The organism is Mycobacterium sp. GA-0227b (assembly GCF_001499855.1).
Taxonomy (GTDB): domain Bacteria; phylum Actinomycetota; class Actinomycetes; order Mycobacteriales; family Mycobacteriaceae; genus Mycobacterium.
Map to the genome: position 1 here is coordinate 212,562 of NZ_LQIK01000001.1, position 16,440 is coordinate 229,001.

General features: G+C 65.4%; 16 protein-coding genes. 9 read left to right on the plus strand and 7 right to left on the minus strand.

Going from position 1 to position 16,440, the window contains the following annotated elements; genetic code table 11:
• Positions 1-6: 6 nt before the first annotated feature.
• The 3 genes from AU185_RS01040 to AU185_RS01050 are packed head-to-tail and all read right to left on the minus strand — an operon-like array spanning position 7 to position 3,475.
• Positions 7-1,011: a VOC family protein gene (locus AU185_RS01040; protein WP_059100464.1), complete on the minus strand. Its 1,005-nt coding sequence runs from the start codon at positions 1,009-1,011 to the stop codon at positions 7-9.
• Positions 1,008-1,880 (minus strand): alpha/beta fold hydrolase, encoded by an 873-nt coding sequence (locus tag AU185_RS01045; RefSeq protein ID WP_059100465.1) that lies wholly within the window; start codon positions 1,878-1,880, stop codon positions 1,008-1,010. The genes AU185_RS01040 and AU185_RS01045 overlap by 4 nt, the downstream gene beginning before the upstream one ends.
• On the minus strand, positions 1,877-3,475 hold the full coding sequence (locus AU185_RS01050; RefSeq protein ID WP_059100466.1) for a bifunctional 3-(3-hydroxy-phenyl)propionate/3-hydroxycinnamic acid hydroxylase: 1,599 nt from the start codon (positions 3,473-3,475) through the stop codon (positions 1,877-1,879). The genes AU185_RS01045 and AU185_RS01050 overlap by 4 nt, the downstream gene beginning before the upstream one ends.
• A gap of 105 nt (positions 3,476-3,580) precedes the next feature.
• Between AU185_RS01050 and AU185_RS01055 the strand changes: the two genes are divergently transcribed.
• From AU185_RS01055 to AU185_RS01075, 5 genes are all read left to right on the plus strand, one after another.
• On the plus strand, positions 3,581-4,213 hold the full coding sequence (locus AU185_RS01055; protein ID WP_059100467.1) for a TetR/AcrR family transcriptional regulator: 633 nt from the start codon (positions 3,581-3,583) through the stop codon (positions 4,211-4,213).
• Positions 4,210-4,986: a 2-keto-4-pentenoate hydratase gene (locus tag AU185_RS01060; protein ID WP_059100468.1), complete on the plus strand. Its 777-nt coding sequence runs from the start codon at positions 4,210-4,212 to the stop codon at positions 4,984-4,986. Before AU185_RS01055 ends, AU185_RS01060 begins: the two co-directional genes overlap by 4 nt.
• A gap of 11 nt (positions 4,987-4,997) precedes the next feature.
• On the plus strand, positions 4,998-5,951 hold the full coding sequence (locus AU185_RS01065; RefSeq protein WP_059100469.1) for an acetaldehyde dehydrogenase (acetylating): 954 nt from the start codon (positions 4,998-5,000) through the stop codon (positions 5,949-5,951).
• On the plus strand, positions 5,948-6,970 hold the full coding sequence (dmpG, locus tag AU185_RS01070) for a 4-hydroxy-2-oxovalerate aldolase (RefSeq protein WP_059100470.1): 1,023 nt from the start codon (positions 5,948-5,950) through the stop codon (positions 6,968-6,970). Before AU185_RS01065 ends, dmpG begins: the two co-directional genes overlap by 4 nt.
• Before the next feature lie 246 nt (positions 6,971-7,216).
• On the plus strand, positions 7,217-7,879 hold the full coding sequence (locus AU185_RS01075) for a TetR/AcrR family transcriptional regulator (RefSeq protein ID WP_059100766.1): 663 nt from the start codon (positions 7,217-7,219) through the stop codon (positions 7,877-7,879).
• Positions 7,880-7,941: 62 nt separating this feature from the next.
• Here the strand turns inward: AU185_RS01075 and AU185_RS24465 are convergent, their stop codons facing one another.
• The gene (locus tag AU185_RS24465) at positions 7,942-8,613 is read right to left on the minus strand and encodes an EthD domain-containing protein (RefSeq protein ID WP_082683675.1); all 672 of its coding nucleotides are present in this window, start codon (positions 8,611-8,613) and stop codon (positions 7,942-7,944) included.
• Positions 8,614-9,030: 417 nt separating this feature from the next.
• Positions 9,031-9,678, minus strand: coding sequence for a TetR/AcrR family transcriptional regulator (locus AU185_RS01090; protein WP_059100473.1), 648 nt, complete (start codon positions 9,676-9,678; stop codon positions 9,031-9,033).
• Positions 9,679-9,868: 190 nt separating this feature from the next.
• Between AU185_RS01090 and AU185_RS01095 the strand changes: the two genes are divergently transcribed.
• Complete coding sequence (locus AU185_RS01095; protein WP_059100474.1) at positions 9,869-10,642, plus strand: hypothetical protein; 774 nt, start codon at positions 9,869-9,871, stop codon at positions 10,640-10,642.
• Positions 10,639-11,508 (plus strand): SDR family NAD(P)-dependent oxidoreductase, encoded by an 870-nt coding sequence (locus tag AU185_RS01100; protein WP_059100475.1) that lies wholly within the window; start codon positions 10,639-10,641, stop codon positions 11,506-11,508. Before AU185_RS01095 ends, AU185_RS01100 begins: the two co-directional genes overlap by 4 nt.
• A gap of 663 nt (positions 11,509-12,171) precedes the next feature.
• On the opposite strand, the gene AU185_RS25865 is transcribed toward AU185_RS01100, so the two are convergent.
• Together AU185_RS25865 and AU185_RS01105 are read right to left on the minus strand one after the other, a co-directional pair.
• A complete protein-coding gene (locus tag AU185_RS25865; protein ID WP_502687723.1) occupies positions 12,172-12,357 on the minus strand; it encodes a FitA-like ribbon-helix-helix domain-containing protein in 186 nt (61 codons plus the stop codon).
• 71 nt (positions 12,358-12,428) lie between these two features.
• Positions 12,429-13,700: a PucR family transcriptional regulator gene (locus AU185_RS01105; RefSeq protein WP_231740365.1), complete on the minus strand. Its 1,272-nt coding sequence runs from the start codon at positions 13,698-13,700 to the stop codon at positions 12,429-12,431.
• Positions 13,701-14,111: 411 nt separating this feature from the next.
• Here AU185_RS01105 and AU185_RS01110 point away from each other — a divergent pair, with 411 nt between their 5' ends.
• Together AU185_RS01110 and AU185_RS01115 are read left to right on the plus strand one after the other, a co-directional pair.
• On the plus strand, positions 14,112-15,656 hold the full coding sequence (locus tag AU185_RS01110; RefSeq protein WP_059100476.1) for an acyl-CoA synthetase: 1,545 nt from the start codon (positions 14,112-14,114) through the stop codon (positions 15,654-15,656).
• A complete protein-coding gene (locus AU185_RS01115) occupies positions 15,649-16,440 on the plus strand; it encodes a coniferyl-alcohol dehydrogenase (protein ID WP_059100477.1) in 792 nt (263 codons plus the stop codon). The genes AU185_RS01110 and AU185_RS01115 overlap by 8 nt, the downstream gene beginning before the upstream one ends.

Consider the following 16,440-nt stretch of genomic DNA (forward strand, 5'->3'; position numbering starts at 1 on the left):
TGCTCCTCAGTTGTCCGGGATGCCGGCGCCGGCCAGTGCGGGAACCGGGTCTTCGCGGTGGAGCAGCGACTGCGCGCCGACTTTGAATTGGTTCAGCTTGTCGACGATGGTGTGGCCCTCCGGGGTGTGTCCCCAGATGCTGATGCCCTGATAGGTGGTGGGTTCCCACGTCGTTTCGTCGATGACGATGGGGTTCCACCCGACTTCCCATTCGAACCCTGAGGGGGTCATCGCGTAGAACGACAGTTCCTTGTCGTTGGTGTGTTGCCCGACGCTCAGCGCCATGTCAAAGCCAAGCTCTTTGACCCGCTGATAGGCGGCGGTCATGTCGTCGAGGTCGGCGACCTGGATGTTGAGGTGTTGGACGCGGGCGCGAATCGGGTTGAGCGGGAACTTGTTCACGGCGGCGATCGCCACGGAGTGGTGGCGCTCGTTGACCCGCAGGAACCGGATCTTGAGTTTGACGCCGCTGATCGTCTCGTCGATGTAATCGGTGAGTCGGGCGTCGAACACGGTGTTGTAGTACCCGCGCATCTGATGCGGCTTCTTGCTGGTGATGGCGACGTGGCCCATGCCGGATTCGCCGGTGACGAACCGTCGAGCGATCATGTCCAGCGGGGCATCACTGGTGTGGGCGCGGGTGAACAGCTCCTGAGCCAGGCCGTTCGGCCCGGGAATGCGCACAAGGCGCTCCACTCCGCGCAGGGCCGCCTCCTCCGGGGCGCCGTCGGTGACGGGGACGCCGTGGCGGGTGACGCGCGCGAGGATCTCGTCGAAGGTGTCGTGGTCGTCGAGTTGCCAGCCGAGCGCGGTGACGTCCTCGGCGGGCCCGCGCTGCAGCAGGAAGCGGCATTCGTTGTCGTCGAGGCGGAAGCGCATGGCGTCGGGCAGGGTCTCGTCGAGGTGCATGCCGATGGCGTCGCGGCCGAAGCGGCGCCAGTCGGCGAAGCGCTCGGTTTCGATGACGATGTAGCCGAGGTGGATGTTGCCGAACACGTCGTTGACGGTCATGACGCGAATGCTCCTTGCGCGCTGAGGAATTCGGCGACGAGCTGGTTGAAGAGGGTGGCGCGTTCCCACTGCATCCAATGACCGGTGTGCGAGGTCATCACCAGCTCGGCGTTGGGCATGGTGTTGAGCAGTGCCGGACCGCCGGAGGGTTTGTTGACCTTGTCGTCGCGTCCCCACAAGATCAGGGTCGGCGTCTGGAGGTTCTTCAGCCTCGAGTCGCGGGTGAGGTCCATGCGCCACAGGGTGCGCAGGGCCAACGGACCCGACGGCCGGCGCAGCGGCGGATTGGCCACCACCTCAGGGTCGATGGAGGCCTGATGGCGCCGGTCGATGAGGTCATCAGGCACCGAGGCGCCGTCATAGACGAGGTAGGTGCGGATGAACGCCTCGAGTTTGTCGCGGCTGGGTCCGTCGCCGCCGTAGTAGCCGAGCAGGGTGTTCAGCCCCGCGGTGGGCAGGCCCTTGGTGGTGCCGATCCCGCCGGGTCCCATGAGGACGAGCTTGTCGACGCGGTCGGGGGTATCCAGCGCGAGCCGCAGCGCCGCGGCGCCGCCGTAGGAATTGCCGATGAGGTGCGCGGTGTCGATGTGAAGTGCGTCGAGCAGTCCGCGGATCATGTCGGCGAGATAGCCGAACGGGTCGGACTGGTCGACGCCTTTGACCGACCGCCCGTAGCCGGGCATGTCGGGCACGATGACGCGGTAGTGCTGGGCGAGGGCGTCGATGTTGCGTGAGTAATTGGACACCCCGGAGGCCCCGGGCCCGCCGCCGTGCAGCATGACCACGGCGGGGCCCGTGCCGGTCTCGGCGTAGAAGATCGGCTTGCCGTTCACGGTGACGGTGTGTTCGGTGAGGTTGGCGGTGGTCATGCGATGGCTCCCTGTTCGATGTGGGTGTCGGCGGCGGTCGGTGCGTCGGCGGTGAAGCCGGTCGGCGGTGGCGGGAGTGGCTGGCCGTATTCGGCTGCGGCGTAGATAAATCCGTCAGGGCGCAACACGACCACCCCCGCCTTCTTGTGCGACAGCCATCGGATCAGCGTGCCGTCGCGGTCTTTGAGGTCGTGGCCGAGGCGGAACGCCGGCACCCCGCGCTGTGTCCACGCCGAGGCTCCCGGGCATCGTTCGGTGGTGTGCAGGAGGGCCCATCGGCCGGCAAGCACGTCGTCGAGACGACGGGATTCGCCGGTGGAGTCGGTGACCCAGGGCTGTGGGATGAGCCATCCGACGGCTTGGTGGCCGCCGGCCAGGAAGCCGTCAGCGTAGTGGGCGCCGGGGATCCAGAACAGCTTCTGTCCGCCCGCGAGGACGCCCGGAATCTTCGTGATGACCCGCAACGAGTGGTTCCGCAACCCTGCGATAAAGGGGTGTCGTTCGGTGATGACGCGTCCGACGCGCACCGCCCGTCGTGTCACCTCGGTCACATGTGGTTTGCGTTCTGTCTCATAGGAACCGAGAAGTTTCTCCGGTGCCTGGCGCCGCAGTACTGCGGCGATTTTCCAGCACAGGTTGGCGGCGTCACGGACGCCGGCGGACATGCCCTGGCCGATCCAGGGCGGCATGGCGTGGGCGGCGTCACCGGCGAGGAACACTCGCCCGACCCGCCACCGGTCGGCCAGGCGGACGTGGTGACTGTAGACCACCGCCCGTAGGATTTCGACGTTCTCACGGGTGATGCCCTGGTCGTTGAGGACCCGCCACACGTAGTCGTCGCTGACGAGCACCCTCTCGTCCTCTTCGGCGCGAGCTGGGAACTCCCAGCGGTGATGGCCCAGCGGTGTCGGACAGTCCACGGTGGGCCGCTCGGGGTTGCAATGAAATCGCAAGCGGTCGTGGGCATCCCACTCCTTGAGCACCTTGGTGTCGATCACGACCCAGCGCTCACCGTAGGTCTTGCCGGAGTAGCCGATGCCCAGCAGCCCCCGCGTCGGTGAGGAGCCCCCGTCGGCAGCGATCACGTAGGAGGCGTGGATGCGCTTGAACGAATACTTCTGCATGTCGGCGACGAGCAGTTCGACGTGGTCGCCCTTGTTGAGCGCTCGCAGGCACTCGTGTTCGAGCCGCACCTCGACGTTGGGAAACCGTGCGACACCCTCGCGCAGCACGTGGTCGATGGCCGGTTGGTAGATGAATTGCTGCGGCGGATGCCCGCACCCCCGCGCGGTGATGGTGGTCTCGATGAAGGGCCTGCCGTCTGCATCGACGAAGGCCACCGGCCGATCGGGCAGCATGTCCTGTTGCAGTCGATCCGCCAAGCCGACGGACTGCCAGGTCCGCAGCACTTCCTCGTCGGTCGAGATAGCCCGCGCCCGCCCGTACACGTCGGGGTCGCGTTCGACGACGACCACGTTCAGTCCGAGTTGCCCCAGCAGATTGGCGGCGGTGGCGCCGGTGGGTCCGTAGCCGATCACTGCCACGTCATAGGCGTCCACCGGCCCGGCCGGCGCCTGCGTCCCTGTCTCGCTCACTGATGACCCTCAATCGTTGCGCACCGTCACCGGCACTTGTCCTGTAGCGATCACTACGCTAATGTAGCGATCACTACGGAGTCAAGGTCCACAGGAAGAGACGCCATGACGAGCGAAGACCCACGAACTACTCGGCGCCGCCGCGCCGACGGTGAGATTTCGCGGAACCGGATTCTCGACGCGGCCACGGAGATCGCCAGCGAACGCGGATACGAAGGAACCAGCATCGCGGCGGTGAGCACCAAGTGCGGATTGCCGGCCAGCTCGATCTACTGGCACTTCAAGGACAAAGACGACCTTCTGGCCGCCGTGATCGAGCGCAGCTTCGGCTCCTGGCTGTCGGCCTGGGAGATGCCCGCCGACGGCGAAACCGTCGACCGCGCCACCGCGGTGTCCACCCAGATCGCCAAGGCGCTGCTGAACTCCCCCGACTTCATCCGCCTCGGCCTCATGCTCGCCCTGGAACGCCGGCCCGTGGAACCCCGCGCCCGAGCGATGTACCTCCAGGTTCGCGAGCAGGCGCACGGCCAACTGCAGGACACGGTGTCCCAACTTGCGCCGGAGTTGACCAGCGCCGACGCGCGCCAGCTGGCCACCTACGCCTTGGCCGGCGCGGACGGACTGTTCATCGCCAAGGAAGTAGCGGGCGACGCACTCGACCTCATCGCCATGTTCGACATGCACGCCCGCGCCGTGGTGGACACCGCCCGGCGCCTGATCGAGGAGGCCGCCCAGTGACGGCGATCATCCGAGAGGCCGCCGAACGGCTCTGGACCGCCCAGCATGCCCGCACCCCGATCGCTCCGCTGACCGAAACGCACCCCTGCCTCGACGTCTCCGACGCCTACGGCATTCAGCAGATCAACCTCGGCCGACGCCTGGCCGCCGGCGCCAGGCTCGTCGGCCGCAAGATCGGACTCAGCTCCGCACCGATGCAAACCCTGCTCGGTGTCGACGAACCGGACTTCGGATTCATCGTCGACGACATGGTCATCGCCGGCCAGAGCGTGGCCACCGAGCGGTTCTGCGCACCACGGGTAGAACCCGAGGTCGCCTTCCTCCTGAAGCGCCCACTACGGGGGCCGGGCGTGGACACCTCCGCGGTGTACGCCGCCACCGAATCGGTGGCGGTGGCACTGGAGATCGTCGACAGCCGCATCGCCGACTGGAAGCTCACCCTGCCCGACACCGTCGCCGACAACGCCAGCTCCGGCGACATCATTCTCGGCGACTGGGTGCCCTACACCGCGGCCCTGGCACTCCCCCGTGCCGCAGCGACGCTGACCCTCAACGGCGTCGACATCGACTCCGGCACCGGCGACGCCGTCATGGGCGACCCCGCGGCCGCCGTCGCCTGGCTGGCCAATGCGCTCGCCGAGTTCGGCACCGAGCTGTCGGCCGGACAGTTCATCATGTCCGGCTCGTTCACCTCCGCGGCGTTCGTCCACGTCGGCGATGTCGCCACTGCGACCATCGCCGGCCTGGGCACCGTATCGCTCACCTTCACCTAGAAAGAAGGACCATGGCACAACAGATTTGGCCTGTCGCCATCATCGGCTCGGGCAATATCGGCACCGACCTGATGATCAAGATCCTGCGCAGCGACGGACCGCTGCGTGCGGCGGCGATGGTCGGCATCGACCCCGCTTCCGACGGCCTGGCCCGCGCGGAGCGGATGGGCGTGCCGGTCACCGCCGACGGCGTCGACGGTCTGCTGGGCATGCCGCAGTTCGACGAGATCAAGCTGGTCTTCGACGCGACGTCCGCCTCGGCGCACCGCGCCAACTGGGCCAAACTCGAGCCCACCGGCGTGCGGATGCTCGACCTCACGCCCGCCTCGATCGGTCCCTACTGCGTGCCGGTGGTCAACCTCGACGAGCACCTCGACGCGCCGAATCTGAACATGGTTACCTGCGGCGGCCAGGCCACCGTGCCGATCGTGTCCGCGGTCGCCCAAGCCGGCATCGTGTCCTACGCCGAGATCGTGTCCTCCATCTCATCGAAGTCCGCCGGAGCCGGCACTCGGGCCAACATCGACGAATTCACCGAAACCACCTCGGCGGCACTGGTTTCGGTCGGCGGTGCCCGACGCGGCAAGGCGGTGATGATCCTCAACCCCGCCGACCCGCCCATCCTGATGCGCAACACCGTGTACTGCCTCATCGACGGTGACACCGACCACGCAGCGGTCGAAGGGTCGATCGAGGCCATGGTGGCCAAAGTCAACGGCTACGTCCCCGGATACCGCCTCAAACAGCGCGTCCAGTTCGAAACCTTCACCGCCGACAACCCGCTGTACATCCCCGAAACCGGCAAGTTCACCGGCACCCGCGTCACCGCCATGCTCGAAGTCACCGGCGCGGCACACTACCTGCCCGCCTATGCCGGAAACCTCGACATCATGACCTCGGCGGCCAAGGCCACCGCCGAACGCATTGCCAGACACGCCCATGAAAACGCCGGAGCGACACGATGACTCACGATTTGTACATCAGCGACGTGACGCTGCGCGACGGCATGCACGCCATCCGTCACCAGTACACCGTCGACCAAGCCAAAGCCATCGCCACGGCCCTCGATGAGGCCGGCGTGGATTCCATCGAGGTCGCTCACGGCGACGGCCTGTCCGGGTCGAGCTGCATCTACGGCTTCGGCGCCCACACCGACCTGGAATGGATCGAAGCCGTCGCCGGCGTCGTGCACCGCGCGAAGGTCGCCACCCTGCTGCTGCCCGGCATCGGCAGCGTGCATAACCTCAAAGACGCCCACCGCGCCGGCGCGACCATCGTGCGCGTCGCCACCCACTGCACCGAAGCCGACATCTCCGCCCAGCACATCGCCGCGGCGCGCGACCTGGGTATGGACACCGTGGGCTTCCTGATGATGAGCCACATGACCACCCCCACCGCGCTGGCCGCGCAGGCCGAACTCATGGAGGACTACGGAGCCACCTGCGTCTACGTCGTCGACTCCGGCGGGGCGATGACCATGCGCGACGTCGCCGATCGCATCGACGCCGTGCGCCAAAAACTGTCCGCCACAACAGAAATAGGGATCCACGCGCACCACAACCTTTCACTAGGTGTGGCGAACTCGATCGTCGCGGTCGAACACGGCGCGAACCGGGTGGATGCCTCGCTGACCGGCATGGGCGCGGGCGCCGGTAACGCCCCCCTTGAAGTGTTCATCGCCGCCGCGGACAAACTCGGCTGGCACCACGGTTGCGACCTGCACACCCTCGAAGACGCCGCCGACGACATCGTCCGGCCGCTGCAAGACCGCCCGGTACGGGTGGACCGCGAAACGCTCACCCTCGGTTATGCCGGGGTGTACTCCAGTTTCCTTCGCCACGCCGATACCGCCGCCGCGCGCTACGACGTCGATGCCCGCACGCTGCTGGAAGAGGCCGGCCGGCGCGGCATGGTCGGCGGCCAAGAGGACATGCTCGTCGACATCGCCCTGGACCTCACCAGCGACTGCGGGGCTAGCCGGTGAGCACGGCCGTGTCAGCGGCGGGAAGGGCCGGCATCCAGGACGTGCTGGCCGCCATGTGCCTGTCGCTCGTCTTGGTCGTCGCATCGGTGTCGGCGCTCAATCTCGCGCTACCGAACTGGCCGTCGGGGCAATTCGTTTGGCTTCGTCGATGACCGTGATGCGCACCCATCCCTTATTGAGGTGATCACTACATCAAGGTGGATGAGAGGATGGCGTCGAATGGGTTGCCTCCCGAAAGGGGTGGACATGACGGCTGGCGACGCAAGGACCAAGAGACGCAGAGTGAATGGCGAGGAATCGCGTCAGAAGATCTTGCTGGCGGCCACCGAGATCGCTACCGAACGCGGGTACGAAGGTACCTCCATCGGCGCGGTCAGCCAGCGTTCCGGGTTACCAGCAAGTTCGATTTACTGGCACTTCAAAGACAAGGATGCGCTGCTCGCTGCGGTGATCGAGCACAGCTTCGGACTCTGGCTGGCCGGCGCAGGCGGCTTTTCTCCTCGCCCCGAAAACGAGACTGTGGAGCAACGCCTGGCCGCGATGATGGAACGCACCCTCAAGTCGTTGCGCGACTCCGCGGACTTCCTACGCTTGGGGTTGATGCTGGCACTCGAGCGGCGGGCCGAAGAACCGTCCGCGCGGAAGATGTTTCTTTCGGTGCGAAACGAAGCACTGCGCCGCACGATCGACTCCTACACCGAGCTCTTTCCAGAACTCGACGCGCGCGCCACGCGACAACTGGGCGCGTTAACCATGGCGATGGCCGACGGACTTTTCGTCGCCTCTGAGATCAATGGCGACCGGGCGGACATCACCGTCGAGGCTGAGGTCTTGGCTGCCGCCCTGATGGCCGCCGCCGAACGCCTTGCGTCTCGCGGGAGTCGCTCAAAGCAGTCAACGCGGCGTTGATCGGGTTTCCGAGAGAAGCCTGCGTGCCGTCAAGCGCCATGGGAATGCAGGGTGCGCTCACTTCACCTGGGAACCTCGGACATGAACGTCACCTGAGCCCGCCGGGCGTTGATGAAGTTGGATTCGTCGTCGCGGACGTGCTTGAGGTAGCCGCAAGAGCCGTACGCACGTGCAGCGTCCAGGACCGAGTCGAACCACTGCTCGATGACTCCGTCGTACTGAACGTGTTCGGGAACGGGCCGGCCGTCCAGATAGCGCGCGGTGCCGGGCACCGTGTGATTCTGGACGTAGCCCCGGAGGAACCTGGCAAACCGTTCCTGCCCCAGGACCACATCCCTGTGAGTGGTCGCCCAGTGCTCGCTGAACGTGCTCGTGTCCACGTCCGGCCGGCGCCGCAGGCCGATGACGAGCTTGACCTGTCCGCCACGTTCCTGGCGTGGCACCACGACGTTCTCGACTGCGTCGAAAGTGACGCTGCGTGCAGGATCGCCGCTCGCCGCCAGAAGGGACCGCCCAGGCGAGGTACCCCCATCGCCCCACCAGACCTCTTCGATGGCATCGAAAGGAAACCCCAGTCCCAGAACCGTGGCGCGCGATGTCGTACTCCGTTCCGTTCTCCGGCCCTCGGGAAGGGAAGCTCGCCCAATGTTGCTGCTGAAGTCGGACCTTCTCAGTTGAGAAGCCCGGCGGAGAAACGTGTAGGTCTTAGTCGCGCCTTCCACTGCGAGGGTCATCGCTCGGCCTCCGAGTTGACTGCACGGATCGCCGGCACGGTCCGTTCGACGCTGAACGCGCGGGCAGCGCGTCGATGTTGCGGGGCGTAATTGGACGCGCCGGCCGCGTCGGCTCCCCCGCGGTGGAGGAGGACTTTAGGCCCGGTACCGGCTTCGGTGACGAAGATTTGTCGGTCGTGGACCTGAACGGCTCGTTCGGTTCGTGCTGCCTGCGCTACGTCCATCTTGGCCTCCTCGATAAGTTGCTGATTAGGCAATCAGCTGCACGTTTGCTGGTCTACAACTTGTAGGTTCTCCTCCCCGGGCTGCATTGGTCGATGCGCGTGACCTGGGCCTTTCCAACTTGTCTCACGGCGACTGCACGCAGCTTTGTCTCACGAAACGGTGTCCGGGCCGTCCTGACGCAGTCGGATCAAGTTACTCGGGAATGGGGAGCGGCGGGAGCGGAAGGGCCACCAGCCGGTCAGCCTCCCCAGCATCCAGGCCGAGCATGAGAAGCACGTGTCGTACGTAGTCGTCGGACACCTGCGCGCTGTCGAGGTCGGCGTCGGCGTCAAGGAGTTGCATGAGTCCGAGCAGGGCCCCACCCGACATCATCAACCCCATGTCGGCGTCGGGAACACTGAACCGTCCGGTCTCGATACCCCGTTGCAGGTCGACCAACGCGCGTGGCCGCAGTCCACGATCGGTCAGCAACACGGACATGCCTTGGTTGAGCACCACCCGAATGAGTTCAGGAAGTTCTCGTTGCATGCGGCCGAGCATCCGGAAGCTGGTGGCGAACACTTCTGCAGGGTCGTGGATGCCTTCAACAACGAGATCGCGCATCTGGCCCCAGGCGTCGAGGGTGCTGGCGACCGCCTCGGCGAAGAGTTCCTCCTTGCTGTCGAAGTGGTTGTAGAAGCTGCCGAAACCCACGCCGGCCTCGTTGGTGATCTCTTGGACGCTCACCGCGGTGCGCCCTTCGGCGAGGAGTCGGCGACCGGCGGCGATCAAGGCTGCACGAGTGCGTGCTTTGCGCGGGTCGGGCCGGCGCGTGGACTGTGTGGAGACTTCAGCGGTCATGGTTCCGGTCTCTCCGTTGGCCTAGCTGTTGGATGAAGTTATCAGAAAATCTTGACATACCCGGCCCGTTCTTGTGATGATTTCATCAGAAAATCTGACTACGGGAGGACCCCGCGGCTCGGGTCCACCCCATGAGCCAAGCGAGCCTCACCGCTCTGTCTGCGATTCATCCGCCCGACAAGGACACGCCATGCCCCCGACACCGTCGATCACCCCCACCAAGACCCTCTCAGGGATCTACCCGGTCCGATTCCGGGCCGACCTTCCCCGAGAGGTCGCCGATGACTACTGGGCAGGACCGCACGCCGAACTGGTCAAGCGCGGCGGGCACATCTACGAGTACAACCAGTACCACTTCTCTGCGACCGATCACGGCTACTGGCCCGCCACACCGACTGTCGGAACACACCCCCCTGACCTGTTTCGCTGGGACGGCGTGACCGAAGTGCGACTGCGCAACTTCCCCGAAATGGCGCGTGCTGCCTACGGAATGCTCGGCACGATCTTCCACGACGAGCAGAACGTCTTCGACAACGTGCTCGGCCATGTCTGCGGCCCCGGCGGCGGCACCCGGTGGACCAACCACCATGAGCCCGCGGTCGGCCATCGCACCGTGTTGTTGCTACGCCGCCGGCGCGGTGTCCCACTGCGCAAGTTCCGCGCCTTCGTCCACCGACGTTTCGGCCAGGCCCTCCACGACGTCGGCGCGCTCGACGTTCGCTCCTACAGTTTCCTTCCCATCACCGGGATCGCTCACCGCACGCCCGGCCTGTCCCACACCTATCCACCCGGCCACCGCCACGACGGCGCCATCGTCTTCGGGTTGCCGAGCCGCGAGGACGTCAACGATCTCCTGGCCAGCACCGAACTGAAGGCCATTGTCGACGAGCAGTCCGAAACGCTCACCGCTGTCCATGCCTACGCCGTCGACCACACCGTGCCCGTCATCAAGGAGCCCCGATGAACCACCTGTTCTCCGCCTCCCGCGGGACCTTCGCCAACAAAGTCACCGTCGTGACCGGTGCCGGCTCCGGCATCGGCCGCGCGCTCGCCACAAATCTGGCCAAGGAAGGCGCCACGGTGGCGATCACCGACGTCGACGAGGCCGGACTAGCCGAGACCGCAGACCTCATCCAGGCCGCGGGCGGCTCGATCGCCAGCCACCGGCTCGACGTCACCGACCACCTCGGTGCGTTCACCTACGCCGAGGAGATCCATGCCCGCTTCGGCGCTGTGCATCAGCTCTACAACAACGCGGGCATCGAGCACCACGGCGACCTCGAACACTCCGATCTGTCCCAGATCCGCCGAGTGATGGACATCAACTACGGCGGTGTCGTCAATCTCACCAAGGCATTTCTCCCCTACCTCATCAAATCCGGGGATGGCCACATCATCAACGTCTCCAGTCTCTTCGGCCTTCTCGGAATGGCCGGTCAAAGTGCCTACAGCGCTTCGAAGTTCGCGGTCCGCGGACTCACCGAATCACTGCGTCAGGAGATGCTCGCAGCTGGACACCCAGTCCAAGTGACCTGCGTGCATCCCAGCAGTGTCAAAACCGCTATCGCGCGCAACACCAGCGTTGCCGCAGGCGAGGACGCCGCTGCCGTGGCAGCACTCTACGACGACAAGCTCGCCCGCATCTCCTCCGACCGAGCGGCCCAGATCATCCTCCGTGGGGTCCGGCGTAGGCGCCCTCGGGTCCTGATCGGTACGGACGCCTACGCCCTCGACATCCTCGTCCGACTCCTCGGTCCCGCATATCAACGCGGAGCAGCGGCACTCGCTGCGCGCGTTCAGCCCGGCCTCACCGCCAAGGACGCGCGATGATCCAGAGCATCCCCCCACCATCACCACGTCCCTGCAGATCGGCGCCATGACTCCTCTCAACGGCCCCTATGCGGCGAGCAAGCCCGGTGTGTGGCGGACTGGTCCTGGCCGTGGCACAACAGCTTGTCGATCAGGACCTCACACCTGACCAACTCGTACTCAGCGCGCCGACCAGGGTCGATGCCAGGTCAGATCTAGCCGCGGGCAAATGACACGAATTCGACACGGGGACACGGATTTTGGGTCCGACGGTTCAACGGCGCCGCCGCTGTAGGTTCTCGCCTTCGGCTGCATCAATCCGTTCCGTGGACCTGCGAGTTTGCGATCTGTCTCACGGCTACGGCACCGGGGTTCTGTCTCACGGAGAGATTCATTTCCTAGCAGTCGGCAAGTTGGCTTCGATCGGGAGTTTCACCACCGCCGACACCATGCCCAGGTGGTCGTGAAGTTTGCCGTTACGGATTGGCCCCGTGCGGGCCGATCTGGACTCAACCGTTATGAGCTACAGCTCCCAAGGTTAATGCACCCCAAACTCCGTGAGGTGCCTCAAGTTTGGCGTCACGACGAGAACTTCGGCGGACTCTGCAACCGCGCACGCGCAGAGCAAACACCACGTTGGTGTCCAGGACGTACCCAACGGGTCGGGAGCGCGTGCCGCGAGGTTCAGCCGATCAGGTTCGAACTCGATCGCGGAACCTTCGTCGCTGCACAGCATGTCGACAATCGTGATGGCCGGTCGTTCAAGACCCCTATAAGGATCGCCCGGGCCTCCGCTTCAACAGTGCGGCAATGCTGCTCGGCGCGTACACGCAGCGCGCCGCTTTCCGGCGGACACCCGCAGTGCAGCATGGTCGAGATGGTGATCCGACGTCATGAGGACGCCCATCGCAACATTCCTGATGCCGTGAGTCGCAGAGTGGCTAGCTCAACACCGCGGTGTCGAACCAATGGCAGAGCAGCACAGCGACTTCCACATCGAGTCGGTCGTCGGTGATTGGTTCGCCACGACGTTCGAGCGCGCGCTGCACGCGGTATTTCACCGAGTTGACGTGCAGGTGCAACTCGTCGGCGGTTGCCTTGAAACTGCATCCGGTGCGCAGGAAACTCCGCAGTGTTTCACGCATCCGCTCGTCGCTGTCCGTCGCCGAAGCAAGCGGTCCCAGAACGTGGCGGACCCATGCGCGGGTGTGCTCGAGGTCAGCGCAGAACTGGGCGGCCACCACGAGGCCGGGATCGTTGTACATCGTCACCGCGGGTGGACGTGATCCCGACGCGAGCACCACAGTGCGCGCGGTCTGAGCCTGCCGATGCGATCGGCGGAAGCCGTCGATACCCGGCGCCGGATCACCGGCCGCCATCCACGGCGCATCCGTGCGCGCGTTGGCAAACTCGCGAATACGGCGCGCCGCATCCTCTGCCGTACCGGCGCTAAGCGGTATCCATGCCCACCCGGTGACACGGTCCGCGGCGACGAACAAGGGGCGCTCATCCGAACCCAGTGCCTTCGCAAGTTCGGCGGTGAATCGCTCCATCCCGACGAGTTCGTTTCCATCATCGGACTCGCCGCACCACACGATGACGGACAGGTGAATCCTGTGCAGCGGGTAGCGGATGGAAGTCGTCAGCTCGTCGATGTCGATTTCGGCCCCGCCGAGGACCTCGCGCACCCGCAACGCCCGCACCCGGTTCTGATTCGCCAGCCACCGATCCCGTTCATTGTGGTAGTCGATCAACACCAACCGCGACACTCGGTCGATATACCGAAACGACCTTGATGTGATCTGTTCGAACACGTCGAGCGCGAGGCGGGTGTCCAACTCTGCCGCACGAATTTCGTCGATCACGAATCGCAGCAACCCTTGGTGGCCGAGCCGGTAGGTCCGCACCAAGAAGTCCGCATCCACCTCGCGTTGCGCCAACCGCCGCGCGTGCTCGATCGCGGCGGGCGGGGGCTCGATGCGGTCGATGGAGATGCCGTGGCGAATGGCCGGGAGGAAGGTGTCGAGGTTTCCCTGCACGGAGTCGTGCACCAACGCCAGCAGTTCGCCGTCGCCACCAATCTCTGGCAGCTCGCTGATCAACACTTCCTGCAGCGATCGCGTGATCTCCGCCAGCCTGTCATCGAGCCGGCCGACGATCATCGCTGTCGACTTGGCGACCAGCGCCTCATCTTCGCGGCTTCGCTGCGCCACGACTCGACTCTATGGCGCGCGGTGCCCGAACTCCATGGAATGACCCGTGTGTCAATTTGTGGGTGGTCGACAAAGGCCCGCCGGATGCAGGACGAAAGTTGGTCGACGGACGACGTATCTGCACCACGTCGCCGTCCGTAACGTTTCCGGCGACGGCGACATTCGAGCGGACAAACCCATCGTTCGAACGCCAAATTACCGACAATACGACCCGCTTTCGCGGAGAAAGTGAATGAACTGTGTTCACCGCCATCCTCATTCTCACACTGGCCCTGGCGCCGGTACTCCTCCCGGCCGCCATCTCTGCATTCCACGCCCTGGTTGGCCTTCGACAGCGCCGAGCCGCCCGCCTCGACGTTGGACATGCCGCCGAGCCGATCCCGGCGTCGGCCTGATCGGCGAAGGACGGCCATGTTTCCCGGAAGCCACGCGGCATCCGCCCCGAACCGTCCGGCCGTTGTGATGGCCGGCTCGGGCAAGACAGTGACCTATCGCGAGCTCGACGACAACTCGGCGCGGCTCGCGTCGGCGCTGCACGCGCTCGGGCTGCGCCCGGGCGACGTGGTCGCCCTGGTCTCGGACAATTCGGCGGAGGCCTTTGAGGTGTATTGGGCCGCACTGCGTTCCGGTCTGTACATCACTGCCGTGAACTGGCATCTGGCGCCCGAGGAGTCCGCATACATTCTCCGCGACAGCGGTGCTCGCGTCGTGATCGTCTCGGCCGGAGTCCGGGCCGTGGCCGAACCCGTTGTCTCATTGGTCCCTGAGGTCCAGCATTGGTATGTGTTCGGCGGGGCGGTGCCCGGCTATCGGTCGTACTCCGAGTTGTTGGCGACCGCGGGGCCGCGACTGACCGACCAGCCTCGCGGTTCGGAGATGCTGTACTCGTCGGGCACGACCGGCCGCCCCAAGGGCATCAAGCCACGCTTGCTGCCCGGGCAGGTAGACGAACCGGGTGATCCGTTGGTCGCCCTCCTCGGCAACGTATTCGGCATTGGCGAGCAGGACGTCTATCTCTCGCCGGCACCGATATACCACACCGCCCCGCTGAAGTGGTGCGCATCGGTGCAGGCGTTGGGCGGAACCGTGGTGTTGATGGAGCGGTTCGACGCCGAGGAGGCACTGGCCGCGATCGAGCGGTTCCGGGTCACCGTCACCCAGGTGGTGCCCACCATGTTCGTCCGAATGCTGCAGTTGCCCGAGGAAACCCGAACCGCATACGACGTGTCGTCTATACGGCTGGCGGTGCACGCCGCCGCGCCGTGTCCGCCCGAAGTGAAGGACGCGATGATCTCGTGGTGGGGACCGATTCTCGTGGAGTACTACGGCGCCACTGAACAACACGGCACCACCGTGATCACCACGCCGGAGTGGCAGAACAAGCGGGGTTCGGTGGGCAGGGCCGCGATGGGCGTGCTGCACATCTGCGACGACGACGGCAATGAACTTCCCGCCGGCGAGATCGGCAGCATCTACTTCGAACGCGACATCGCGCCGTTCGAGTACCACAACGACCCGGAAAAGACGACCGCTTCACGGCATCCCGCGCACGACAACTGGTGCACGGTCGGCGATATGGGCTATGTCGATGAAGACGGCTATCTGTTTCTGACGGATCGCAAGGGCTTCATGATCATCTCCGGCGGCGTCAACATCTACCCCCAGGAGATAGAGAACGTCCTGGCCCTGCATCCGAAGATCTTCGACGTCGCCGTGATCGGCGTGCCGGACCCCGAAATGGGTGAACAGGTCAAGGCCGTCGTACAGCTGCGGGACGGCGTCGCGCCGTCCGACGAGCTGGCGGCCGAGATCATCGCCTACGTCCGCGACCGCATCGCGCGTTACAAGGCCCCCAAGTCCGTGGACTTCGTCGCCGAATTACCCAGGTCGGCAACCGGAAAGCTCCTCAAACGAGTCCTTATCGACAGCTACACAAAAGGAAGCACGCATGTCTGAGTTCGCCACCAAGCGCTTCGTCGTCACCGGCGCAGCCTCCGGGATCGGCCACGCGGTGGCCACGAAGCTGCTCGCGGCCGGGGCCGAGGTCTACTCGCTCGACCGCAATAGCCCGACGGCCACGGTCACCGGCCACATCTATGTCGACCTGTCCAATCCGCGCAGTATCGACGCGGCGGTGGAGCAACTCCAGGGCGAGTTCGACGGGTTGATGAACGTCGCCGGTGTTCCCGGCACCGCACCCGCTGACGTGGTGCTGGCCGTCAACACGCTGGCCGTGCGGCACTTGTCTGAGTCGATGTTCGAGCGGCTCAAGCCAGGAGGCACGGTGACGATTGTGTCGTCGACGGCGGGTTTCGGCTGGCCCGCGCGGCTCGACACGATCAACGAAATGCTGGCGACGGATTCCTTCGAGGAGGGGCTGGCCTGGTTCAAGGCGCACCCGCAGCAAGGAAACGCCTACAACTTCTCCAAGGAAGCCACCACCGTGTATTCGATGGCGATGGGTCTGCTGGCCGCGCAGAACGGGTTCCGCATCAACGCGGTGCTACCCGGCCCGGTGGAGACGCCCATCCTGGCCGACTTCGAGGACACCATGGGCAAGGACACCCTCGACGGCCTCAAAGCCCTCCTCGGGCGTCATGCGACTCCGGGCGACGTCGCGGGCGCGATCGTGTTCCTGGCATCCGATGCGGCGCAATGGATCAACGGGCATGCCCTGGTCGTGGACGGCGGGGCGACCGGCGCGGTTCTCACCGGCGTCATCCCGGCACCGGAGATCTGA